Source organism: Streptomyces sp. PH9007 (assembly GCF_059813725.1).
The window spans coordinates 765,470-787,932 of sequence record NZ_CM187440.1; the positions used below are offsets into that span (position 1 = coordinate 765,470).

Genomic DNA, 22,463 nt, shown 5'->3' on the forward strand with positions numbered 1-22,463 from the left:
CGCCGCACATCACCCCATGTAAAGTGGCAACCTCACGAGGTTTGTGAGTGTTTAATTGGGGGTACCATGCTCAAGTCGAAACGACTGGCCACTCTGCCCATCCCTGACCTCACGGCGGAGTTTGCCGTACTTGATTCTCAGCAGGCCAGTGGCGAATACGACGCCTTCACCTTCGGTTCGTGGTCGAGCCATGTCCTGGCCAATGGCAGCGGATCGGCAAAGGACACCGCTTTCCGACCGCACGACGAAGCGATCACGCCGACCGAACTCGGCGGCCGGCTTCCCGGCATCATGCGACTGGTCACCGATCACTTCGCCACCGAGAACCTGCAATGGGTGCGTGTCTTCGCCCTTCAGGACGGCATTCTCGCACCGCACGTGGACTTCCTCGAATTCGACGAGCCAGGGGTGCGGCTCCAAGTGCCGCTGCGGACCACGACCGAGGCGCTGCACTCGGAGGACGACCTGGTCTACCACCTGCGCAGGGGCGAGGTCTGGCAGATCCACACCACCGTTCCGCATTCCGCCCGCAGCGGATCCGGACCCGGCCGGCTGTCGCTCTGCCTGGATTTCGCCGGCACCGGATTCGCTCCCGAGGATGTCATTCGCGACGCCGTCCCCACCGAGCAGGACATTCACATCGTGGACCGACAGCCCCCCTCGGCCGAGGAGCTGGATAAACTTCTCTCCCTCGGTGACGGCATGACACCGAGTACCCTGCGCACCGCATTCCGCCCGTTCGCGGCGATGCATTTCGAGCGGCGGGCGAGCGCCCGGGACACCTTCGACTGGTACGTGCGCGCTGCGGAACGCAGCGGTGATCCCCGGTCGGCCGAGAAGGCCGCCGCATTCCGGACGTACTGCATTGAGCAGCGCGCCTACAAGGAAGTCTTCGACTGGTGACGCAAGATCGCCAATGGGCGGGCCGCTGGACCGGGAAGGGATTTCCGGTCCAGTTTTCCGTTCGGGCTGACCGGGAATTCATCGACCACCCACCAGCGCACCGGCACCAGGTAGTCGGGCAAGGAGGCGAGCAACTCTTTACGGAGGTCGACCGCCGCCGGGGGATCACCGATCAGGGCCGCGTGCAGTTCCACCGAGCCGTCGTCCCGGCGCACCCCGAACGCGGCGGCATCGCTCACCCCCGGACAGGGCCGCAACCGCTCCTCGACCTCCCGGGGTTCCACCGCGTAGCCCCGGATCTTGATCAGGTCGTCGATGCGGCCGAGTAGCCCCAGCGTGCCGTCCGGACGCCACACGCCCCGGTCCCGGGTGCGGTACAGCCGGGCGCCCGGCCGGAACGGATCGTCTCCGAAGACGGTCCTGTCGAGTTCGGGGTCGGTGTAGCGACCCACGCCCACGCCTCCGATGTAGACCTCGCCCTCCACGCCGTCCGGGACGGGCCGCCCGTGCTCGTCGAGGACATAGAGGTAGGTGTTCCACACCGGCGAACCGACGGGCGGGCGCGGTTCGAGATTGCCCAGCGCCGCGGACATCGCGTGGCTGGTCACCATGTGGTTCTCGGCCGGCCCGTAGTGGTTGTGCAGGGTGAGCTCGGGCCGGGCGGTCAGCAGGGCCGTCAACGCGGGCGTGACGCGTACCGTTTCTCCCGCGCTGATGATGTGGCGCAGGGCCGGCGCGTGCGTGAAGTTCGTCGGCAGATCCATGATCACGTCGATCAGCGACTGGGGGAAGTCCACCACCTCGATCGCCTCGTCGACGATGAACCGCATGAGTTCGCGCGGGTCCTGCCGCTCCGCCGGACCCGGCACGACCAGGCACCCGCCCGAGGCCAGGGTGTAGAAGATCTCCTGCACCGACACGTCGAACGTGAGCGGGGCGCATTGCAGCACCTGTCGCTCACGCCCCAGACCGGAGGCGTGCACCTGCCAGGACACGAAGTTCACCAGGCAGCGGTGCGTCTGCACGATGCCCTTCGGGGTGCCCGTCGACCCCGAGGAGAAGATGACGTAGGCGGTGTCCGCGCCGTCGAGCGGGGGCCGGCGCACCTCGCCCGGCCCGCTCGTCAACAGCTCCTCGGCCGTGGTCTGTTCAGCCGCCGCGACCAGCCGCTCCATGGGCTCGGCGGTGACCACGAGCGCGGCCGAGCCGGCCCGGCAGATCGTCGCGATGCGATCGGCCGGATACCCCAGATCCACCGGCAGGTAGGCGGCCCCGCTGCGCATCGCGCCGAGCATGACGGCGGTGAACGCGCTGCCGGCCCGGGCAGCGATCAGCACCGTGTCGCCCCGTCCGATACCGAACCGGGTGCTCAGGGCGTGGGCCGCGACATCGGCCAGCCGGTCGAGCTCCGCATAGGTCACGGCACGGTCCGGCTCGATGACGGCGTAGGCGTCCGGATGGGCGGCCATCTCGCGGTCCACCAGATCGAGCACGGTCCGCTCCCGAACGGGAACCACCGGGCCCGCATGGCCCGGGAAGGCATCCTTCCTACGCATCGTCACCTGCCCGGGCCGGATTGTGCGGGTGGTGCCACGCCTCGGTACTCGGACTGGTTGCCGGCGATAACGACATCGGAACTCCCCCTGGTTGGCCGGCCCGGCGCCCGAGTGCGCCGCGCCCTCAGTCGGTGGTGGACGGGGCCGCCTCTACGGGCGCGCGCCGCGCGCGTCCGTGCCACGCTTCCCACAGATCGGCGTAGAGGCCCTCTTGGGCCAACAGCTCCTCGTGGCTGCCGTGTTCGCGTACCCGCCCGTCCTCCATGACCACCACCGTGTCCGCGTCCCGGGCCGTGTGCAGCCGGTGCGCGATCGCGATGACCGTCCGGTCGGCCAGCACCGCGGCCATGGACCGCTCCAGGCGGCGTGCCGCGCGCGGGTCCAGCAGCGAGGTCGCCTCGTCGAGGACGAGCGTGTGCGGGTTGGCGAGCACCAGCCGGGCCAGCGCGATCTGCTGGGCCTGCGCCGGGGACAGGGCAGCCCCGCCGGCGCCCAGTTCGGTGTCGAGCCCCCCGGGCAGGGCCTGCACCCACTCCAGCGCGAAGACGACCTCCAGCGCCGATTCCACCTCGGCGTCGTCCACGTCCGCGCCGAGCGCGACGTTGTCCCGCACCGATCCCATGAACAGGTGGTGCTCCTGCGTGACCAGGGCGACCTCGCCGCGCCGCTGGACCAGTGGCAGTTCGGTCAGCGGGACCCCGCCCAGCGTGACCGAGCCGGGCCGCGGCGGATGGATGCCCGCCAGGATGCGGCCGAGGGTCGACTTGCCCGCGCCGGAGGCCCCGACGATCGCGAGCCGCTCGCCGGGTCTGACGTCGAGATCGACGTCGCGCAGCACAGCGTGGCCGTCCCGGTAGGCGTATCCGACCCCGGCGGCTGCCAGGTGGTGCCCCTCGGTGGCCACCGGGCCGGCCGGCTCGGCGGTCAGCCCCTCGTTCACCCCGATGAGGCGGGCCAGCGAGGCGTCACCGATCTGCAACTCGTCCAGCCAGGAGAGCAGCAGGTCCAGGGGGTCGACCAGGGCCCTGGTGTAGAGCACGGCCGCCGCCACCTGGCCCAGGCCCACCCAGCCGTTGATGTAGAAGACGCCGCCGGCCAGCAGGGTGGCGGCGACGGGCAGCACGTAGCCGATGTCCATCAGCGGGTACCAGACGCTGCGCAGGTACAGCGTGCGGCGCTCCGCCGCCGTGGAGCGGGCGATGTCGGTCTCGACGCGCTCCATGCGGCGGGGGCCCAGGCCCAGGGCCGCCACGGTCCTGGCTCCCGACATGGACTCGGTGAGCCCCTGCGTCAGGTCCGAATAGCTGGCCGCCTCCGCGAGATAGGCGTTCCGCGCGCGGCGCAGGTACCAGCGGGTGGAGATGACGAGCAGGGGTACCGCGACCAGGCAGGGCAGGGCCATCAGCGGGCTCACGATGACCAGCGCCAGGACGGTCAGCAGCACCGAAAGGGCCGAGACCAGGATGGAGGGGGCGGCCGTGCGCACGGCCAGGGACAGCCCGTCGACGTCCCGCGAGCTGCGGGTCAACAGGTCGCCGGTGCCCGCTCGTTCGACGAGGGAGAGGGGCAGGGTCAACACCCGGTCGATGAAGCCCTCGCGGATGTCGGCGAGTACGCGTTCCCCGAGCCGGGCGCCGAGCAGCCGCGCCGTCCGGGTGAGGACGCACTGGAGCAGCAGGAACCCGGTGATCGCCGCCATGGTGACGTTGACCCGGGTCGCCGTGATGCCCTCGCCGATCCCGTCGATGAGGTCACCGATCAGCGCGGGCACGACGAGCCCGCACGCGGTGGCCAGGGCGAACCACAGCACGGTGCGGATGAGCGGCGCGCGGTGCTGCCGCATCAGGACTTTGACCTCGCGACGCACCGTGGGTGCGTCGGCCACGGGCAGGCTCACATTTCCTCCCGCAGGATGGTCGCGGTGTAGTGCTCGTTGGTCCGCACGAGTTCGTGGTGGGCACCGGTGGCCGCCACCGCGCCCTCGCGCAGGTACGCGACCTCGTCGGCGCGGTCGAGCACCAGCGGGCTCGTGGTGATCACGACGGTGGTGCGGCCCGCCCGGGCGGTGCGCAGCCGGTCCGCGATGGTCGCTTCGGTGTGCGCGTCCACCGCGCTGGTGGGGTCGACGAGGACGAGGACGTCCGGGTCGTGCGCGAAGGCTCTGGCCAGCCGGAGCCGTTGGCGTTGTCCGCCGGACAGGCTCAGGCCGCGCTCGGTCAGTTCGCTGTCGGGTCCGTCCGGCAGCGACGCGACGATGTCCTCGGCGACCGCGCCGCGCAGCGCCGCGTCCCGCTCCTCGACGGAGGCGGCCCCGATGGTGTCCGTGAGCGGACCGCTGAACAGATAGGCGTCGTTGTCGGCCACCAGGATGTGGCGGCGCAGCGTGTCGAGGGGGTACTGCTCCAGGGGCACGCCGTCGGCCGTCACCGTGCCCGCGCGGTGGCGGCCGATCCGGTCGGCGAGTTCGACGCCCTGCTCGGGGGTCTGGGGCACCACGGCGGTCAGGACGCCGGGCCGCACCACCAGTCCGGTGGTCTCGTCGACGAGCGTGGCCCGCGGCGGGAAGGGCTCGGCGGGGTGCGCGGCGGTGTCACCCCGCGGCTGCAGGGTCAGGAGCGCCACGACCTGACGTGCGGCCACCAGCGCGCCGGTGAACTCCGTGAAGGTGGCGGTGACCGTCCGCATGGGAAGCATCAGGAAGGCGGCGTACCCGTAGAACGCGAGGAGGTCGCCGGCGCTGATCGAGCCGCCCACGGCCAGGTGCGCGCTCACCCACAGCACGGCGACCACGAAGACCCCGGGGAGCAGGATCTCGGCGGCGACGAGGATCGAGTCGATCTTGGCGACCTCGACGCCGGCCTTCCGTACCCGCTGGGAGTGGGCGCGGTAGCGTCCGGCGAAGAGCCGTTCGCCACCGACTCCGCGCAGCACCGGGAGTCCGGTCACGATGTCGGTCGCCCGCCCGGCCAGGTCGGCCTGCAGCGCGCGGCGCTCGGCCATCCGGCGGTGCAGGGGGGCGAGCAGCGGGCCGGTGCCCGCCAGCAGCAGCGGGACGCCGATGAAGATCATCAGCGCCAGCGGCCAGGAGACGGTGAGCAGCACGGCGGCCACCAGCACGATGGAGACCACGCCGCCGATGCCCCGGGCGGCGACGCCCAGCGCCGCGCCGAGCCGCATGATGTCGGCCGTGCCCACGGTGACCAGGTCGCCCTTGACGACCTGTTGGTGCAGGGTGTCGCCGAGCCTGACGGTCTGCGCGGTGACGAGGCGGGCCGTGCGGTAGACGGTGTGCAGCCGGTTGAAGGTGTCGCACCGGTGCCGTACCAGGCTGCCGAGGGCGGTGGCGAGCGCCAGCGCGAACACCACGCCGGTCCAGGCCAGCACGCCGCTGTTGGACTTCTGGACGATCTGGTCCAGCGCCCGGCCAACCGCGTACGGGGTGAGCGCGAGACTCACCATCCACACGCAGCCCCAGAAGACGCCCCAGGACAGCGTGGCGGCCTGCTTCCGGGCCAGCCAGAGCAGGAACCGGGTGGGCGAGCGGGTGTCGGGCGGCCCCTCGTCCGGGGGCGGCGGCGGGATCTCTTCCCGCTGGTCGAGGGGGGTGCCCGGCGGGGCGGTGCGGTGCGGTGACACTACGAGTAGTCCTCCAGTAAGCCGGTACGCCGGATGTCGAGGGACACGCAGTGGAAGCCTCCACTGAGTACCCGGGAGTGCCTGATCGGCAGGGCCTCCGTCTCGATGCCGTGCCGGTTGAGTTCCTTGATCAGGGGCTGGGCCGCGGCGTCCACCACGGCGAGTCCGGGGTTGATCATCAGCAGATTCATGCCGATCCATGAGGAGGCACGGATCGGTTCCGCCGTGGCCACCACGCCCGGCAGCGGCGGGCACCAGATGATGTCCCAGTTCTTGAACACCGCGGGCACCCGCTCCGCGCTCACCCGTTCGGGGTTGAGCAGGACCAGGCCGGGCCGGAGCGGCATGATCGTCGTGTCGAGGTGGGAGCCGTCGTAGACGCCTTCCACGACGTGCACGGTGTACGCGTCGCCGAGCACGCGTTGCAGCCACCGGGCGCCGAGCCGGTTGCCGCTGCACGAGATCTGGTAGAGCACGTCCTTGCCGATCCGCAGCACGTTGGCCGCGTCGAAGACCGGCTCGAGGTTCGCCAGGACCTGGCCGGCGCCGGGCCCGGTCTCATAGGTCTCGTCGGCGAGTCGCGGCTTGGGCGCGGAGACCCAGTTCGCACCGGCCTCGAAGTACTCCAGCAGGATGTCCTTGTAGGAGAAGGGTTCGAAGTAGCGGGTGCGCAGGGCCATCGGGGCCTCGATCAGCGTGTCGCCGATCGGCAGGATCACATCGCGCGGGCAGTAGTTGTACTCGCCGTCGACGCTCCACTCCGGGCTCGCGAAGGGCCGGGAGTGGTCGGCGACCCGGGGGCGCCGGACCACGACCCCGTAGGAGCGCAGCAGTTCCGCGAACCGTTCGAGGTCCGCCGCGCTCTCCCGCACCACCCGCTCGCTGTAGGGGCCGCTGGGGATCTGGTCCATGCTCGTGAGCTGGTCGGCGTAGTCGACGGCGAACAGGCCGCGATCGGGCGAGGGGACGCGCGCGTTGTCCACGACCCCGACGATGACCTCTTCCAGGGGGTCCCACTCGTTGTGCGCGTTGACGACAGGCATCACGACACCTTTCGGCTACCGGCCGGGAAGCAAGGATCGGGGGGCGGCGCGGGTCAGGGCGCGGTACCGCGGAGTGTGGGGTCGGGGTTGGTGTACAGCGTCCCGTCGGACCAGATGGAGCGGGTGTGGCCCCAGCGCGCCGCGGAGGCGACGTCGGGGAAGAATCCGCGGCCGTTGAGGTTGGCGCTGGTGTTGCACAGCACGGGGATACCGCTCAGCTTCTCGTACTCGGCGAGCACCGTCGCGGTCGCGCTTCCGGAGGTCGCGTCGATGGTCTGCAGGCGCGCGGTGCCGTCCAGGTGCACCACGGCGGGCACCCGCTGGGCCCAGTCGCCGCGCAGGGTGTGTTCGAAGAGCATGTACGGGTCGGCGCCGCCCGGTTCGAACACCTGCGCCGCGCGGTCGGTCAGGCAGATCGGTGCCACCGGCCGGTAGTCCGCCCGGTCCTTGATGAGATTGAGCCGCTTCTTCATCGCGATGTCGGTGGCGGGCGCGAGAATGCTGCGGTTGCCCAGCGCGCGCGGGCCGATCTCGGCACGCCCGTCGAGGACGACGACGGGTTCGCCCTCGGTGTGCAGCAGCCGGGCCAGGGCGCGTTCGTCGCAGTCGGTGGCGGTCCAGCCGGCCGGCAGGTCGCCCACCGTGATCCGCGGACCGCAGTAGACGTTCCAGTCGAGGGCGGTGTGTTCGCCGGCTTGGAACATCTCGCAGCACGCGGTGCCGATCGCCGCGCCGGAGTCGTTGGGGAACGGCGGGATCCAGATCGAGGTGAAGAGCCCGGTCTCGCGGAGTCTGCTGTTCCATTTGATGTTCAGCGCGCAGCCGCCGCCGAGGCAGAGGTTGACCCGCCGGCCGGGGAAGCGGCGGCGTACCAGCGCGGTCAGCCGGTCGGTGAGGGCGCGGCCCAGGTACTCCTGGAAGGTCGCGATGATGTCGGCGTTGCTCAGTCCGGGCATGAACTGCTCCCGGTTGGCGAGGATTTTCTCGCCGAGCACGAACGCGTTGTCCGGGGAGATGCTGGGGAAGCCGGCGATCACCTGGCGGAACACCGGGAACGCCGCGGGCTCCACCCGGCCGAGCGCCGCGTAGGCCATGGCCTTGCCCGCCACCGACAGGTGGTGCCGCACCCGGCTCTCGCGGTCCATGCCGGTGGTGTCGCGGTGGAAGGGCTCGAAGTGCGAGCAGAAGTCCGAGAAGTAGTTGCCCGGCAGGGGCAGCAGGGACGAGACCAGCCGTACGGCGCGGGTCCCGCCGGTGACCTCGTAGAGGCGGGGGGTCGTCCCGCCGTCCCACACCAGCACGAGCGCGTCCTCACCGCGGGCCGCGAAGGGGCTGGAGCAGTAGGAGCCGAGCAGATGGTTGGCGACGTGGAAGTAGCTGGAGTACCCGCCGCCGCGCGGGCCGAAGTCATGGGCCGTGAAGGTGTACCGGTGCAGCGGGTCACGCACTCCGTCGCTCTCCAGGTAGGGCGCGACGGGCAGGACCGTCTCCCGGCCGCCGTCGGAGATGGGCACGCCGGGCTCGTCCAGCCCGTCCTCCGCCCACCATCCGTCCACGACGAAGCGGTCGACCTCGGCGGGGTCCACGCCTTCCGCGCGTAACACCTCACCCACCCGCCGGAGGTCCCCGAGGCGGCTGTATCTGAGGCCGTTGTCCAGTTTCTCTGTTTCGACGCTGAAAACGAGGCGTTGTCCGTCGATAAGCGCCACTCCACCGTCGTGTGACGCCTTCACTCCACAAATGAGCATGCGAACACCCCCTTGGTCGGTGCACGCTGGAGCATCGCGACCGAATTCCCCCAGGGCAGCCAAGAACTACCCACCATCAGGCCATGCCATGCCGTTTGCCAATACGGTGTCACCGGGCCCCGAACCGGGCCACAGGCAACGGGCGAACGCGAGTATTCCAGAGATCTTCAGCCCGCGCACCCCCTCCGCGACACTCTCGCCGCCGGTGTGGAAGGCGCGTTGACCGGGTGGGAAATAGCCCTTCCGCTTTGCTCGCCGAACCGGTTCGTAAAACGATCATGAACGGCCGGTCACTGCCTTCGGGCGGTCGGTTCGTGAGCGGTTATGGGCATTCGGTGTCTTTCCACTCGATGACCGGTGGAGGTGATCACGAGCTGTTCTCACCGGCGCACGGCTACGGTACGATCTGGATTTCTCCAGGGAAATTGCTCGCGCCATGCATGTGTCCGCCTGCCGCTGACCGACATCACACTCCTGGAGGGATCTCTGGTGAGCAGGCCCTCGACAGCCGGGGCGCTCGACGCGCCGCGTTGGTTCCTGCGCTCCGCACCGCGCGCCGACGCCGAACTCGTCCTGTACTGCGTACCGCACGCCGGCGCGGGCGCCTCCTTCTACCGCTCGTGGTCCGCGCTGCTGCCGCCCTGGATCGATGTGGCCGCGGTGCGGCTGCCCGGCCGGGAGCGCCGCATCGCCGAGCCGCCCGCGGTCGATCCCGGTCAGCTCGCCGCCGCCATCACGGCGGACGCGGCGGGGCGACCGTACGCCCTCTTCGGCCACAGCATGGGCGGGCTGCTGTCGTTCGAGGTCGCCCGGCTGCTCGCCGCGGCGCACCGGCCAGGACCGGTGCGGCTTGCCGTGTCCGCCACCGCGCCGCCGCGTACACCGGTGCCCAGCACGATCTCCGACCTGCCGCAGGAGTCGCTCCTCGCGTGGCTGCGCGAGCAGGGCGCACCCCATCAGCTCCTCGAGGACCCGCAGTTGCTCGAACTGCTGATACCGCCGCTGCGCGCGGACTCCGCCTGGATGGAGAACTACCGCTACCGGACCGGACCTTCGCTGCCCTGCCCCATCTCGGTCTTCGCGGGAGAGGCGGACCCCCGCACCCGGGCCTGCCAGCTCTCCGAGTGGTCCGCGGAAACCCGCGCCGGATGCGTCGTCCGCCGCTATCCCGGCGACCACTTCTACCTCGCGCGGCAGCCGGAGCGACTGCTCGGCGACCTCGCCGGGGACCTCACACCGTACCGGGGGAAGCGTTGACCACCAGCTACTGGGAAGACCCGTATCCGGAGTACGAGGAGGTGCGGGCGGCCGGGCCGCTGCACTTCAACGAGGACCTGGGAACCTGGATCGTGACCGGCCACGACGAGGCCAGGGCGGCGCTGACCAACGAGGACCTGTCCTCGGACTGGCTGCGCGGCCCGCTCTTCCGCGAGGTCGGGGCCCCGGCCGCCGAGCACGTGCGGGACTGGCTGATGTGGATGGACCCGCCCGCGCACGGCGCCGCCCGCACCGCCGTGGCCTCGGTCTTCAACCGCACCATGTCCCGCATCCGGGCGGCCTGGACGAGCGAACTGGTGACCACGCGGTGGGAGCGGTTCGCCACCGAGGGCGGCGGGGACCTGGTGGAGGGGTACGCCCTGCCGTTGACCACCACGGTGATCACCCGGGTGGCGGGGCTCAGCGCGACGGAGGAGACGCTGCGGGCCTGGTCGGGCGCGGCGGGCACGCTGATGGCCACGCCGCGCCACCCGCCGGCCGTGGCCGCCGCCGACCGGGCGCTGGCCGCGCTCGCGGCGGAGCTCGCGGACGCGGACCGCGCGGACCGCACGGACGGCACGGGCTCCGCCGCCGGTGCGCGGGACACGGTGGTCGGCCGCGCCGACCCGGGCGTCCGTGGCAGTGGCAGGCTGCATCTGGCGTCGCTGTTCGCCTTCGCCGGCATCGAGACGACCTCACAGGCGATCGCCCGGCTGGTCGACCTGCACCTCGACGGCGCACTCGACCTCGCCCGGCCCGCCGAGACCGTCGTCCATGAACTGCTGCGGTACGACACCCCGGTGCCGCAGGTGCCGCGACTCGCCACCCGAGACACCGTCGTGGCCGGCCGGCGGATCAGCGCGGGGGACGCGGTCTTGGTGCTGCTCGCCGCGGCGAACCGGGACCCGCGGCGGTTCCCCGACCCCACCACCGCCGCCCCCCGGGAGGACGCGGCCCGTCACCTGGCCTACGGACACGGCAGGCACCGGTGCCTGGGAGCGCCCCTCGCCCAGCACATTCTCACCGCGCTCGTCCCCGCCGTGCGCACCACCGCCCCACGCCGCGCGAGCCGCACCACCTGGCACCGGGGCCGCGGCTACCGCGGCATCGAGCGTCTTGAGGTGAGCTTCTGACATGCGCCTCACCCTCGACGCGATCCACCACCAGGTACTGGCCCGACCGCAGCACGCCGCCGTGGTCGACGGGCCGGGGACGACCACCTACCAGCAGCTGTGGGCACGGGCCGGCGCCGTGGCGACGGACCTGCGGCGGCACCTGGCCCCCGGGGACGGCGTCGCCGTGGCCGCCGAGCGGGGCACGCCGTTCATCACGGCCGCCCTCGGATGCTGGCTGGCCGGCGCCCCCTATCTGCCGCTGGACCCGGCGCAGCCCGTGCGGCGGCTGCGGGGCATCGTCGCCGACGCGGGCACACCGGTTGTCCTCGTCTCCCCCGGACACCGCGGACTCGGCACCGACCTGGGAGTGACCGAACTCCTGCCCACCGCCGCGCCGGTGTACCTCCCGCCGCCGCCCAACGCCGACACGGCCGCGTACGTGCTCTACACCTCCGGCACCACGGGCGCGCCCAAGGGCGTTGTGGTGGGCCACGATTCCCTCGCGAACCTCGTCGACTGGCACGGGCGGACCTACCGGATCACGCCCGAGGACCGTGCCCTGCACACGGCCGGGCTCGGGTTCGACGCGGCGGTGTGGGAGATCTGGCCGTACCTGGCAGCCGGTGCCACCGTGGTCACCTGCCGGGGCGATGACCGGCTGGTCGCCGACTTCATCGCGGACCGGATCACCGAGGACCGGTGCACCACGGCGTTCATGGCGACGGCCCTCGTCGAGGAGCTGCTGACGCTCGGCCCGGACCTGCCGTCACTGCGGCTGCTGCTCACCGGTGGTGACGCGTTGCGGCTGAGCGCCCCGGTCGCCGGGCCGTACCGGTTGGTGAACCACTACGGTCCGACGGAGGCCACGGTGGTGACCACCGCCCACCCGGTGCCGGACGACGCGCCGGCCGGATCCGCACCGCCGATCGGCCGGCCGATCGACGGGGTCGCCGTGGCGGTGCTGGACGAGGAGTTGCGCCCGGCGGAGGAGGGGGAGCTGTACATCGGCGGACGGGGGCTGGCCCGGGGCTATCTCCACGCGCCCGAGCTCACGGCGGCCCGGTTCGTGTCGCTGCCCGGCCGGTCCGGCCGCTGGTACCGCAGCGGTGACGTGGTGCGCAGCCGTGCCGGTCTGCTGGAGTTCGTGGGGCGGGTCGGCCACGAACAGCTGAAGGTGCGCGGCGTGCGGGTCGCCGCCGCGGAGATCGAGGCCGCCCTGACCGCCCATCACGAGGTGCGCGCGGCCTGCGCCGTGGTGGTGGGACACGGCGCGCAGGCCGCTCTCGTCGCGGTGATCGCCACCACCGGGCGGGTCGAGGGGGACGAGGTCCGCCGGTACGCGCGGACCCGGCTGCCCGCCGCGGTGGTGCCGACCAGGATGGTGGTCGTGGAACGCCTGCCGCTGACGCCCAACGGAAAGCTCGACCGCCCGGCCGTTGCCCGGCTGGCGGCGGGCGGGACGTAGCTCGTCCTGCGCCTAGGTCCTGTCCGGGCGATCTTCGAGGATCAGCCCGCGACGTCAGACGCGGTGCATCGCAAGGCACCGGATCGCAGCTCATACTTGGCCGTATTCGCGCGATGCGGTAACGCAGCGAGGTGCCGTGTATGGCGTCGCGGGCCCGAAGAAGATCGCCCGGACAGGGCCTAGGCGGCGAACGGCTCGGCGAGGCGCCGCAGGAGCGTCCGCACCTCGCCCGCCAGCCGGTCCGTGAATCGCGGGTCGACCGTGCCGGCCGAGCTCACCCGCAGCAGCGGCTCCTCCGCCGTGACCAGCTCGACCGCGAGGTCGGCGGGCGGGACCACGGTGTCCGGCCGCAGCGGCTCGGCCACGGCCCCGGGTAGCAGGAGCCGGGGCGGGGGCGCGTCCTGAACGGCGGCGAGCACCCGGTACAGGGGACGCCGCGCCGCCCCGCCGCGGGGCCGGAGGGCACGGACCACCTCGGGAAAGGGAAGATCGGAGTGGGCCAGCGCCGCCCGTACCGCGGACGCCGTCTCCCGTACCGGGTCGGGGCCGTCCGGGCGCAGGCGCACGCACACCGTGTTGACCAGGCAGCTGATCACGCCTGTGCTGGCGGTCGTGCCACGCAGTGACACCGGCACCCCCACGCCGAAGTCGTCCCTTCCGGTCAGCTCCCGCAGCGCCGCGCCGAGCGCCGTCAGCAGGAGGGTCAGTCTGCCGGTGCCGGCCGCCGCGGCGGCCCGGTCCAGGGCGCTCAGCTCCCCGGCCCGCAGCGGGAGCTGCCGCAGGGCGGGCCGGCCCGAGGGCGCGGTGGGCAGGTCCAGGTCCGGCAGATCCGCCAGGGTCACGCTCCAGTACGCACGTTGAGCGGGCAGGTCGGCGGCTTGGAGGCCGGCCAGCAGTTCCCCGACGGCCGACGTTCCGCCCGCCTCGGTGGGGAAGGCGGGCGCCGCCCCGGCCAGCCGGGCCGTGTAGGCGGCGGCCAGGTCGCTCGTCACCAGGTGCTCGGACCAGCCGTCGAAGGCGATGTGATGCACATTCACCCCGAACAGCCACTGCTGGGCCCGGTCCGTCTCCACCAGCACCGCCCGCCAGACGCGCCCGTCCCGCAGCGCCAACGGGCGGCCGAGCCGCCGCTCCAGGGTGGCACGGGGGTCCTCGCCTCCGGCGGCGATCTCCAGGGTTGTTCCGGCGGCGCCGGGCGAGGCCACGGGCTCGCCGTCCAGGTCGTAGCGCAGGCCGAGATAGGGGTGGCGGCGGTGAACGTCCGCGACCGCCGCGGCCAGCGCCTCGGGGCGCAGTGCGCCGCTGATCCGCCATGCGAGGAGGCAGTGGTTCTGCACGTCGTTGTCGCTGTCCTCGTGGGCCAGCAGGAACGACAGCTGCGCCGGCGTCAGCGGGACCTGGTCGCTGACGGCCGGCGGCGCGGGCCGGTCCTCCAACCAGGCCGCCAGGGCGGTCACCGACGGGGTGCGGGACAGTTGCGAGACGGGAATGACGCGCTGGTGCGCCGCGCCCAGCCGCGTACAGAGGCGGACGGCGTCCAGCGAGGTGCCGCCCTGGGCGAGGAACGGCACGTCCGGGTCCACGTCCCACCGGCCGAGGACGGTCGCGAACGCGGCGGCCACCCGGTCCGCGGTGGAGTCGCCGGCCGGCGCCGCCGACGGCGACCCCCACGTGATCTCGGCGCGCGCCCACGCACGCAGCCGGGCTCCGTCGAGCTTGCCGTTGTCGGTCAGGGGAAAGGCGCTCAGCTCCCGGATCAGGTCGGGGCGCGCGTACGACGGCAGCGCCTCGCGCAGCGCGGCGGCCAGCTCCCGTTCGCCGCATCCCGGTCGCGCGGCACGGAAGTAGAGCACCAGGGCGCGGCAGTTGCCCGTCTCCTCATGGACGGGTACGACCTCGGCCCGGGCGACGCCGGCCACGCCGTGCGCGGTGTGTTCGAGGGCGGACAGTTCGACGCGGTGCCCACGGATCTTCACCTGGCGGTCGGTGCGGCCGGCGAAACGGAAAACACCGCTCTCGCTGAACCGGCCCCGGTCGCCGGTGCGGTACAGCCGCTCGCCCCGGACCGTCACGAACGACCGCGCCGTCAGTTCGGGCTCCCCGGCGTAGCCGAGGGCGAGTCCGTCACCCCCGAGGCAGAGCTCCCCGGTCTCCCCCGGCGCGCAGGGGGTGTCGCCCGCCAGCACGTGCACCGTGGTGCCGGGTACGGGGCGGCCCACGGGGATGTCGTGGCCGAGGTCTGCGGGCGAGACGTCGTGGGTGAGTGCGAAGACGGTGCTCTCCACCGGGCCGTACCCGTTGACCAGCCGGATGTCCGGGTGGGCCGCGAGGAACCTGGCCGCGTGCGCCGGGCTGAGGACCTCGCCGCCCGTCATCACGCAGCGCAGACCGCGGAAGGAGTCGATGTCCTCGTCCGTGAAGAGATGGAAGAGCGAGGTGGTGAGGAACAGGACGTTGGCCCCCTCTGCCGCGATCAGCCGGCGCAACGCGCCCGGGGTGAGGGGTCGTTCGTCGAGCTGCACGCTGGTCCCCCCGGTGAGCAGGACGCCCCACAGCTCCAGGGCGAACGCGTCCCACGGAGCGGGCGCGGCCTGCGGCATCACCGTGGCCGGATCGAGTGGGGCGAAGGGGCAGTCGCGCGTCAGACGGAGGACGGCTCGGTGAGGGGTGAGGACGGCCTTCGGCGGCCCGCTGGTGCCGGAGGTGAAGAACACCATCGCCGGGTCGGCCCCGCCCACCGGGACCGGTGGCGGCGCGGGCGGGGCGACGGTCGCGGTCACGCCCGCCGGGTCGTCGGCGGCCAGGTCGTCGGCCGCCGGCGTCCAGGTGCGGGGGAACGCGTCGGTCTCCACCCCGGGGGCCACCAGCGCCGTCGGGCCGCACAGGGCGGCGATCGCCCGCAACCGTTGACGTGGCCATCCCGGGTCGATCACCGCGTACGCGGCTCCCCGCTTGAGCACTCCGAGCAGGGTCGCGACCAGCAGGCGCCCCGGGGGGAGGAGCACCGGCACGATGTGGCCCGGCCGCACCGCGCGGTGGGCGAGTTCGGCGGCGATGGCGTCGGAGGTGAGGTCCAGAGCCCGGTAGGTGACGCGCCGGGTGCCGTCGACCACGGCGATCGCGTCCGGCCGGGCGGCGGCGCGCTGCCGGAAGATCTCGTGTATCGCCTCGGTGCTCATGTCACACTCTCCAGGCCACGGAACAGAAGAACCTGTCACACCCTGCCCATCTTGGCCATCAGGCCCCCCATAGAGATATTGCAACCCCACAACACCTCGCGATTTTCGGACATTTACTGCCTCGCATATCGCCATGGGGAGAGTACGGCGTGTTATGGTATTAGCTTCCGCGAAGAAACCGTGATATCGGTGCTCGCCCGGTACCGAGTCAGCGTGACCGCTAGGTGCCCCCCGGCGAACGGGGGCTTCGTATTGGGGGGAAAGCCTTGTCCAGCGTTGAGGATATCCAGTCGTCCGTGCGGGAGATGTTCACCGCCGTCCTGAACGTGGAGAAGGTCGATCTGGACGACGATTTCTTCGCACTCGGCGGCCATTCCCTCACCGCGGGCCGTATCACCGGCCGAATCAAACGGGAGCTGGGCGTGCGCATCGCCCTCAGCGACTTCTTCTCCGAGCCGACCGTACGGGGTCTGAGCGAACTCGTCCTGGCCGCACGCCAGGTGAGGTCGACCTCCTGACCGTCGCACCGCGATGACACCGCGAACGCCCCCCGGCGTCGCTTCGCACGCTGTGTCGTCCGCGGCCCTCACGTCCGGAGGTGAACACCCGCATGTCCCCTCCCGCCGAACCCCCCTCCCAGCCCTACAGCTACGTCCGCCGTGAACTGGTCGAGCCGGACTGGCGCCGGCTCCCCGGCTGGAAGGACGTGACCGAGACGCAGTGGCGTGACGCCCAGTGGCAGCGCGTGCACTGCGTCCGGAACGCCCGCCAGCTGCGCCTGGTCATGGGGGCGTTGCTCACCGAAGCGTTCTACGAGGATCTCTCGGCGGACCGTCGCCGGTACGCGACCATGTCGATCCTCCTCCCGCCCCAGATGCTCAACGTCATGGCGGTCCACGCGCCCCTGGAGCCCGAGGCGTTCACCGCGGCGTTCCTCGTCGACCCGGTGCGCCGCTACATGCTCCCCGTCGCCTCCGATCGCGACCCGCGCTGGCCCAGTCACCCGCACGCCCAGCGCGATTCCCTGCACGAGGCGGAGATGTGGGCCGTCGAAGGGCTGACCCACCGCTATCCCACCAAGGTCCTGGCCGAGTTGGTCTCCACCTGCCCCCAGTACTGCGGCCACTGCACGCGCATGGATCTCGTGGGCCAATCCACCTCCCAGGTGGCCAAACACCGACTCGCGCTCCGGCCCGCGGAGCGCCAGGATCAGATCCTCGGCTACCTCCGGCGCACCCCCATCGTGCGTGATGTCGTCGTCTCGGGCGGCGATGTCGCCAACGTGCCCTGGGCGCAGCTTGAATCCTTTGTCATGCGCCTGCTGGCCATCGACAGCGTCCGCGATGTGCGCCTGGCGAGCAAGTCCCTGGCCGGGCTGCCGCAACACTGGCTGCAGCCCCAGGTCGTCGAGGGCCTGGAACGGATCGCCCGCACCGCCCTGCGTCGCGGCGTGAATCTCGCGATCCACACCCACGTCAATCACGCACAGTCGGTCACACCCCTGGTGGCCGAGGCGGCACGGACCGCGCTCGCCGTCGGGGTGCGGGACGTGCGCAACCAGGGTGTCCTGATGCGGGGTGTCAACGCCACCCCCGACGACCTGCTCGACCTGTCCTTCGCACTGCAGGACGAAGCCGGCATCATCCCGTACTACTTCTACATGTGCGACCTGATCCCGCACGCCGAGCACTGGCGCGTCGCCGTCTGGGAGGCGCAGGAGCTCCAGCACGCCATCATGGGGTACCTGCCGGGCTATGCGACGCCGCGCATCGTCTGCGACGTGCCCTACGTCGGCAAACGCTGGGTGCACCAGGTCACCGCGTACGATCGCGAACTCGGCATCTCGTACTGGACCAAGAACTACCGCACGCCCATCGAGCTGGACGACCCTCAGGCGCTCGAACAGCGCTTCCCGTACTACGATCCGCTCTCCACGCTCGACGAAACCGGCCGAAAGTGGTGGAGCGGCCCGCTGTGAGAGCGGAGCGGGGTGCGCCGGAAACCCGACGTCGACCGGCCGGGCGCGGACACCTGCTACGGGCCGGGCGGCGGACGGACCTCTTCGGCCGGCCGAGACACGGAGGCCCACGGATCACCTCGGACGGCCACGTCCGGCCCCGGGTGGAACCCCCTCATCGGCTGACCCGGCCGCTGCCCACATCGGCCGACGGAGTGCGATGCGAAGGCGCTCAGTTGATGATCTCTCCCCGGACCGAGGCGAGACGATCCCGCCAGTCCCGCAGCGCGTCCGGGGTCAGTCGCGTCCAGTCGTCCACCTCGCCGACGATCCGGAGCGGTTCCTCGCTGCGATAGGAGCGGGTCGGGTTGCCGGGAAACTTCTTGTCGGTCACGTTCGGGTCGTCCTGGAAGTCACCGGTCGGTTCCACCAGGTAGACCCGCGGCTCACCGTCTCCGGCGGCGAGTTCGGCCGCGAGGCCGGCACCGTCGCGAAGCGCCGTGAAGTAGATGTGCCGCATGATGACCTCTGGCCGGTAGTTGGAGCGGAAGCCCGCGGTCAGCAGGTCTCCGGCCCGCAGCGCGGCCTTCGTGCCGTGGTAGAACGGCCCCGGATCCCGTGTTTCCCCCATCCGAACAGCCTACTGGCCCGGGCCGAGGCGTCCGAGCGGGAGCCCGGGTCCCCGCTCGTTCCGGGACACCAGGCGCGTGGTCACCGCGCGCGGTCCTCCCGCAGGACAGCACGGCCTCGTTCGTACCCACCTTCCTTCCAGCCGTGGAACGGAGGTCTCCGCCCAGGAGAGCTCTCAGCGGCGGCGCGGCGGCCACGGCCGCCGAAGCCTCCCTTCTCCACTGTCACGAACACCGCCGATCGGCACTGGCGAATGGAGAGCGCCGCAGCCCGCGTTCGGCGTCTGCGCGAGCGGGAGCGCTCCCACAACAGCGTGTGAAGAACGTCGGCCCGGTGGCGGCCACCCCTCCTGAGCGACCGGCAAGGCCGACGGTGCCATCGATGCGGAACGGTAGGAGTGCCGAACCGCCCCGTCAAGCCTGCGCGCGCCCACACACCGCGCGGGCGCCCCCGGAGCCGGGTCAGCCCCGGCAAGCCGCCGGCCGGCAGGCCCGTCACCAGGGGCGATGTCCGGCCGGGGGCGCGATGCTCGGGGCCGACAGCGAATCCGTACCGGGGTCATTGACGCGGCTCGCGCCATGCTCCATCATCCATGCTGTTTGGCAAGCCGGTCGGCGTCCGGTATATCGAATGTGCTTCTGCGGGGATGACCTCCGCTCCCCCGGCACATCACAGTCTTGATCGTTTTTCTCAGCGCCTCCCCCGGGCCGGAGAGGTTTCCCCGTCCCGGAGGTCACGCTCCCCGGGAACAGGATCACTCCTTCGTGCCCCAGGGCCCGCACATCGTTCCACCGGAACGCGCACGCCGCACTTTCAGCACCATGCTCTCCCGCCGCACCGCACGGCCCGCGCCCACCTTCGGCTCCGGCCAGGGGCTGCGGTTCCGCACTCTCGCATCTTGATCAAGGAGTCACCGATGTCATTACGACGCCGCACCGTCCTGAGCAGTGCGTTTGGCATGGGCACGGCATTACTGGGCGCACCCCTCCTCAGCGCCGGTCCGGCCACGGCCGCCGGACCGCTCGACGCACCGACCCAGCGCTTCGCCATCGGCGTACGCGAGTTCGACTGGAGCCGCGGAGCCCGCCGCCTGGTCACGCGGATCTTCTACCCGGCGACCGGGAGCCCGGGCGGCAATCCGGTACGCGATGCCGCCATCGCCAACGGAGTCTTCCCGGTGGTCGAGTTCAGCCACGGCCTCGGCGGCAACCCGGAGAGCTACGCACCGCTGATCCGCCCGCTGGCGGAAGCCGGCTTCGTGGTGCCGGCCCCGGTCTTCCCCACCACCTCGACCGGGACCCCGGGCAACATCGGGGATGTCTACAACGGCAACCAGTCCCAGGACGTCTCCGAAGTCATCACCCGCACCCTGGCACTCAACACCACCGCGGGCTCCCCCTTCGCCGGGCGCCTGGACACCGCCACCGGCGTGGGCGTCGCTGGGCACTCCCTCGGCGGGATGACCACGCACGGCCTTCTCACCGCGTGGCCCGACGAGCGCGTCGTGGCCGCCGTACCGTTCGCCACCGTGGACATGGGCAACCCTTCCGGGCGCCCCGCGGCGAAGGTCCTGTTCGTCCACGGCGACCAGGACCCGATCTGCCAGTACTCCTCGGCTCGTGAGGCGTACACCGAGCTGCCGGCTCCCAAGGCGTTCCTCACCCATCTGGGCACCGGCCACGACGAGTACATCTGGAGCGGCGTCAACCACACCCAGACCGTGAACACGTACGTGGACTGGATGCGCTGGAGCCTGTACGCGGACACGGCGGCCCGGGACCGACTGCCCGCCGGCGCGGCCGGGAGCCGTACCCGCTGGGAGTCCGTCCTCACCCCGGCCGAATCCGGCCCGGCGGTCGCGCTGCGGTCCGCGGCCAATGGCCAGTACGTGTGTGCGGAGAACGCCGGGGCCGAAGCCCTCATCGCCAACCGGCCCACGGCAGGCCCGTGGGAGCGCTTTGAGTTGGTCGACGCCGGCGGTGGTTCGGTGGCCCTGCGCGCGCTGATCAACGGCCAGTACGTGTGCGCGGAGAACGCCGGAGCCAGTCCTCTCATCGCCAACCGTTCCGCCGTCGGCCCGTGGGAGACCTTCACCCGGATCGACAACGGCGACGGTTCCCTCAGCCTGCGCGCGCACGCCAACGACCGCTATGTCACGGCGGGGTCCCAGCCGTTGATCGCCGCCGCCACGACGATCGGATCAGCCGAGTCCTTCCACCTCACGGCCTCCTGAGTCCGGTCCCCGGATTTCCGCCCGCTCCACCTGATCGGAGAAACACCAGATGATCCTCACCGCACAACCAGCTTCACACAGCGCCCTGTTACGCCGCTTCAGACTGCTCGTCATGCTCCTGGCGGCCGTACTCATCGCCAGCGGCACCGTCGTGGCATCGGCGGGAACCGCCGCGGCGGGCACCACGCTGGGAACATCCGCCGCCGAACGGGGGCGCTATTTCGGCGCCGCGGTCGCCGGGCACAAGCTCAACGAGAGCGCCTACACCACGATCGTGAACAGGGAGTTCAACAGCCTCACCGCCGAGAACGAGATGAAGTGGGACGCCACGGAACCGTCCCGCGGCTCCTTCAACTTCTCCGCCGGTGACCGCATCGTCAACCATGCCCGCCAGCAGGGCATGTCCGTCAGGGGACACGCCCTGGTATGGCACTCGCAGCAGCCGGGGTGGGCACAGGGCCTGGAAGGCAGCACACTCCGCTCCGCGATGATCAACCACATCAACCAGGTGGCCGGCCACTACCGGGGCCAGATTCACTCCTGGGACGTGGTGAACGAGGCGTTCGCCGACGGCGGCAGCGGGGCGCGGCGCGACTCCAACCTCCAGCGCACCGGGAACGACTGGATCGAGGTCGCGTTCCGCACGGCACGTGCCGCGGATCCCGGGGCCAAGCTCTGCTACAACGACTACAACACCGACGGTATCAACACCAAGAGCACCGGTATCTACAACATGGTGCGCGACTTCGTCGCCCGCGGGGTGCCGATCGACTGCGTGGGGTTCCAGTCCCATCTGACGAACTCCGTACCCGGTGACTACCAGGCGAATCTCCAGAGGTTCGCCGACCTCGGGGTCGAGGTGCAGATCACCGAACTGGACATCTCGGGTGCCGATCAGGCGAACGCCTACGCCGCCGTCACGCGTGCCTGCCTGGCCGTGAGCCGCTGCACGGGCATCACCGTGTGGGGCGTACGGGACAGCGACTCGTGGCGCACGGGCCAGAATCCGCTGCTGTTCGACGCGGCGGGGAACAAGAAGGCGGCCTACACCGCCGTGCTCAACACTCTCAATAGCGGCGGCACACAGCCTCCCGGTCAGATCGACACGAGTGCGTGGTACGTGCTGGTGAATCGCAACAGCGGCAAGGCGCTCGACGTGTACAACCTGGCGACGAACGACGGTGCCCGGATCACCCAGTGGTCACGCAACGACCAGGCCCAGCAACAGTGGCAGTTCGTGGACTCCGGCGGCGGCTACTACCGGCTCCGCTCACGACACTCGGGCAAGGTCCTCGACGTCCACAACTGGTCCACCGCCGACGGCGGCGCCATCGTCCAGTGGAGCGACAACAACGCCGCCAACCAGCAATGGCGAGCAGCCGACTCCGACAGCGGAAACATCCGCCTCATCAACCGCAACAGCGGCAAAGCACTCGAAGTCCAGGGAGCCTCCACCGCCGACGGAGCCAACATCGTCCAGTACAGCGACTGGGGCGGCACCAACCAGCAATGGCAACTCGCGCGCGTGGGCTGACACAGGACACGGGGCGCCGGCGCGGGGCGGGTTCACGACGTTCGCGGTCCGCGCCGGCTGCAGTTCCTCTATCAGGGATGGATCCGGGCGCGGGCGGTGAGTACGTCCTCCTGCCGTGGCGCATGGGTCTGCTCACGCAGACCAACTCCACCTGCTGAACCACCCCGCGCGGTGCGGAGGTGGCCGGCGGGACCCCGGCTCGTCCAC

Annotated in this window: 15 protein-coding genes and 1 pseudogene; 9 read left to right on the plus strand and 7 right to left on the minus strand. The window is 71.3% G+C overall.

Translation table 11 applies throughout. The features are described 5' to 3' along the window. Positions 1 to 66: 66 nt before the first annotated feature. Positions 67 to 903, plus strand: a complete 837-nt coding sequence (locus tag ACTFAP_RS03290; RefSeq protein ID WP_500468190.1) for a putative nonproteinogenic amino acid hydroxylase — start codon at positions 67 to 69, stop codon at positions 901 to 903. Here ACTFAP_RS03290 and ACTFAP_RS03295 read toward each other — a convergent pair. The 5 genes from ACTFAP_RS03295 to ACTFAP_RS03315 form a co-directional block, all read right to left on the minus strand. Continuing rightward, the gene (locus tag ACTFAP_RS03295; protein WP_500468191.1) at positions 879 to 2,396 is read right to left on the minus strand and encodes an amino acid adenylation domain-containing protein; all 1,518 of its coding nucleotides are present in this window, start codon (positions 2,394 to 2,396) and stop codon (positions 879 to 881) included. The genes ACTFAP_RS03290 and ACTFAP_RS03295 overlap by 25 nt on opposite strands. 187 nt (positions 2,397 to 2,583) lie before the next feature. Beyond that, positions 2,584 to 4,344 (minus strand): ABC transporter ATP-binding protein, encoded by a 1,761-nt coding sequence (locus ACTFAP_RS03300; RefSeq protein WP_500468192.1) that lies wholly within the window; start codon positions 4,342 to 4,344, stop codon positions 2,584 to 2,586. 8 nt (positions 4,345 to 4,352) lie between these two features. After that, the gene (locus ACTFAP_RS03305; protein ID WP_495683400.1) at positions 4,353 to 6,095 is read right to left on the minus strand and encodes an ABC transporter transmembrane domain-containing protein; all 1,743 of its coding nucleotides are present in this window, start codon (positions 6,093 to 6,095) and stop codon (positions 4,353 to 4,355) included. After that, on the minus strand, positions 6,095 to 7,138 hold the full coding sequence (locus ACTFAP_RS03310) for an inosamine-phosphate amidinotransferase 1 (RefSeq protein ID WP_495683401.1): 1,044 nt from the start codon (positions 7,136 to 7,138) through the stop codon (positions 6,095 to 6,097). The genes ACTFAP_RS03305 and ACTFAP_RS03310 overlap by 1 nt, the downstream gene beginning before the upstream one ends. A gap of 53 nt (positions 7,139 to 7,191) precedes the next feature. Beyond that, on the minus strand, positions 7,192 to 8,886 hold the full coding sequence (locus tag ACTFAP_RS03315; protein WP_500468193.1) for a carbamoyltransferase N-terminal domain-containing protein: 1,695 nt from the start codon (positions 8,884 to 8,886) through the stop codon (positions 7,192 to 7,194). A gap of 489 nt (positions 8,887 to 9,375) precedes the next feature. On the opposite strand from ACTFAP_RS03315, the gene ACTFAP_RS03320 reads away from it, so the two are divergent. The 3 genes from ACTFAP_RS03320 to ACTFAP_RS03330 are packed head-to-tail and all read left to right on the plus strand — an operon-like array spanning position 9,376 to position 12,723. Continuing rightward, entirely contained in the window at positions 9,376 to 10,143 is a 768-nt protein-coding gene (locus tag ACTFAP_RS03320) for an alpha/beta fold hydrolase (RefSeq protein WP_495683403.1), read from the plus strand. Further along, on the plus strand, positions 10,140 to 11,276 hold the full coding sequence (locus tag ACTFAP_RS03325) for a cytochrome P450 (protein ID WP_500468194.1): 1,137 nt from the start codon (positions 10,140 to 10,142) through the stop codon (positions 11,274 to 11,276). Before ACTFAP_RS03320 ends, ACTFAP_RS03325 begins: the two co-directional genes overlap by 4 nt. A gap of 1 nt (position 11,277) precedes the next feature. Beyond that, positions 11,278 to 12,723, plus strand: coding sequence for an amino acid adenylation domain-containing protein (locus ACTFAP_RS03330; protein WP_500468195.1), 1,446 nt, complete (start codon positions 11,278 to 11,280; stop codon positions 12,721 to 12,723). A 179-nt stretch (positions 12,724 to 12,902) separates the two neighbouring features. On the opposite strand, the gene ACTFAP_RS03335 is transcribed toward ACTFAP_RS03330, so the two are convergent. Next, positions 12,903 to 15,902 (minus strand): AMP-binding protein, encoded by a 3,000-nt coding sequence (locus ACTFAP_RS03335; RefSeq protein ID WP_500468196.1) that lies wholly within the window; start codon positions 15,900 to 15,902, stop codon positions 12,903 to 12,905. 266 nt (positions 15,903 to 16,168) lie between these two features. Between ACTFAP_RS03335 and ACTFAP_RS03340 the strand changes: the two genes are divergently transcribed. Together ACTFAP_RS03340 and ACTFAP_RS03345 are read left to right on the plus strand one after the other, a co-directional pair. Further along, complete coding sequence (locus tag ACTFAP_RS03340; protein WP_390120203.1) at positions 16,169 to 16,420, plus strand: phosphopantetheine-binding protein; 252 nt, start codon at positions 16,169 to 16,171, stop codon at positions 16,418 to 16,420. Positions 16,421 to 16,512: 92 nt separating this feature from the next. Continuing rightward, positions 16,513 to 17,880: a KamA family radical SAM protein gene (locus ACTFAP_RS03345; protein WP_500468197.1), complete on the plus strand. Its 1,368-nt coding sequence runs from the start codon at positions 16,513 to 16,515 to the stop codon at positions 17,878 to 17,880. A 211-nt stretch (positions 17,881 to 18,091) separates the two neighbouring features. On the opposite strand, the gene arr is transcribed toward ACTFAP_RS03345, so the two are convergent. Next, the gene (gene arr / locus ACTFAP_RS03350; RefSeq protein ID WP_400012723.1) at positions 18,092 to 18,490 is read right to left on the minus strand and encodes an NAD(+)--rifampin ADP-ribosyltransferase; all 399 of its coding nucleotides are present in this window, start codon (positions 18,488 to 18,490) and stop codon (positions 18,092 to 18,094) included. A gap of 957 nt (positions 18,491 to 19,447) precedes the next feature. Between arr and ACTFAP_RS03355 the strand changes: the two genes are divergently transcribed. From ACTFAP_RS03355 to ACTFAP_RS03365, 3 genes and pseudogenes are all read left to right on the plus strand, one after another. Further along, entirely contained in the window at positions 19,448 to 20,722 is a 1,275-nt protein-coding gene (locus ACTFAP_RS03355; RefSeq protein ID WP_500468198.1) for an alpha/beta hydrolase, read from the plus strand. Positions 20,723 to 20,834: 112 nt separating this feature from the next. Next, complete coding sequence (locus ACTFAP_RS03360) at positions 20,835 to 22,256, plus strand: endo-1,4-beta-xylanase (RefSeq protein WP_500468199.1); 1,422 nt, start codon at positions 20,835 to 20,837, stop codon at positions 22,254 to 22,256. Between the two features lie 54 nt (positions 22,257 to 22,310). Beyond that, positions 22,311 to 22,414 (plus strand): annotated as a pseudogene (locus ACTFAP_RS03365) (non-reducing end alpha-L-arabinofuranosidase family hydrolase); the annotation flags it as partial. Between the last annotated feature and the right edge of the window lie 49 nt (positions 22,415 to 22,463).

Coding starts and splice junctions, on each gene's coding strand:
- ACTFAP_RS03335 (WP_500468196.1), bottom strand. CDS start 15,902: ATGAGCACCGAGGCGATACACGAGATCTTCCGGCAGCGCGCCGCCGCC.
- ACTFAP_RS03330 (WP_500468195.1), top strand. CDS start 11,278: ATGCGCCTCACCCTCGACGCGATCCACCACCAGGTACTGGCCCGACCG.
- ACTFAP_RS03315 (WP_500468193.1), bottom strand. CDS start 8,886: ATGCTCATTTGTGGAGTGAAGGCGTCACACGACGGTGGAGTGGCGCTT.
- ACTFAP_RS03290 (WP_500468190.1), top strand. CDS start 67: ATGCTCAAGTCGAAACGACTGGCCACTCTGCCCATCCCTGACCTCACG.
- ACTFAP_RS03355 (WP_500468198.1), top strand. CDS start 19,448: ATGGGCACGGCATTACTGGGCGCACCCCTCCTCAGCGCCGGTCCGGCC.
- ACTFAP_RS03360 (WP_500468199.1), top strand. CDS start 20,835: ATGCTCCTGGCGGCCGTACTCATCGCCAGCGGCACCGTCGTGGCATCG.
- arr (WP_400012723.1), bottom strand. CDS start 18,490: ATGGGGGAAACACGGGATCCGGGGCCGTTCTACCACGGCACGAAGGCC.
- ACTFAP_RS03345 (WP_500468197.1), top strand. CDS start 16,513: ATGTCCCCTCCCGCCGAACCCCCCTCCCAGCCCTACAGCTACGTCCGC.
- ACTFAP_RS03310 (WP_495683401.1), bottom strand. CDS start 7,138: ATGCCTGTCGTCAACGCGCACAACGAGTGGGACCCCCTGGAAGAGGTC.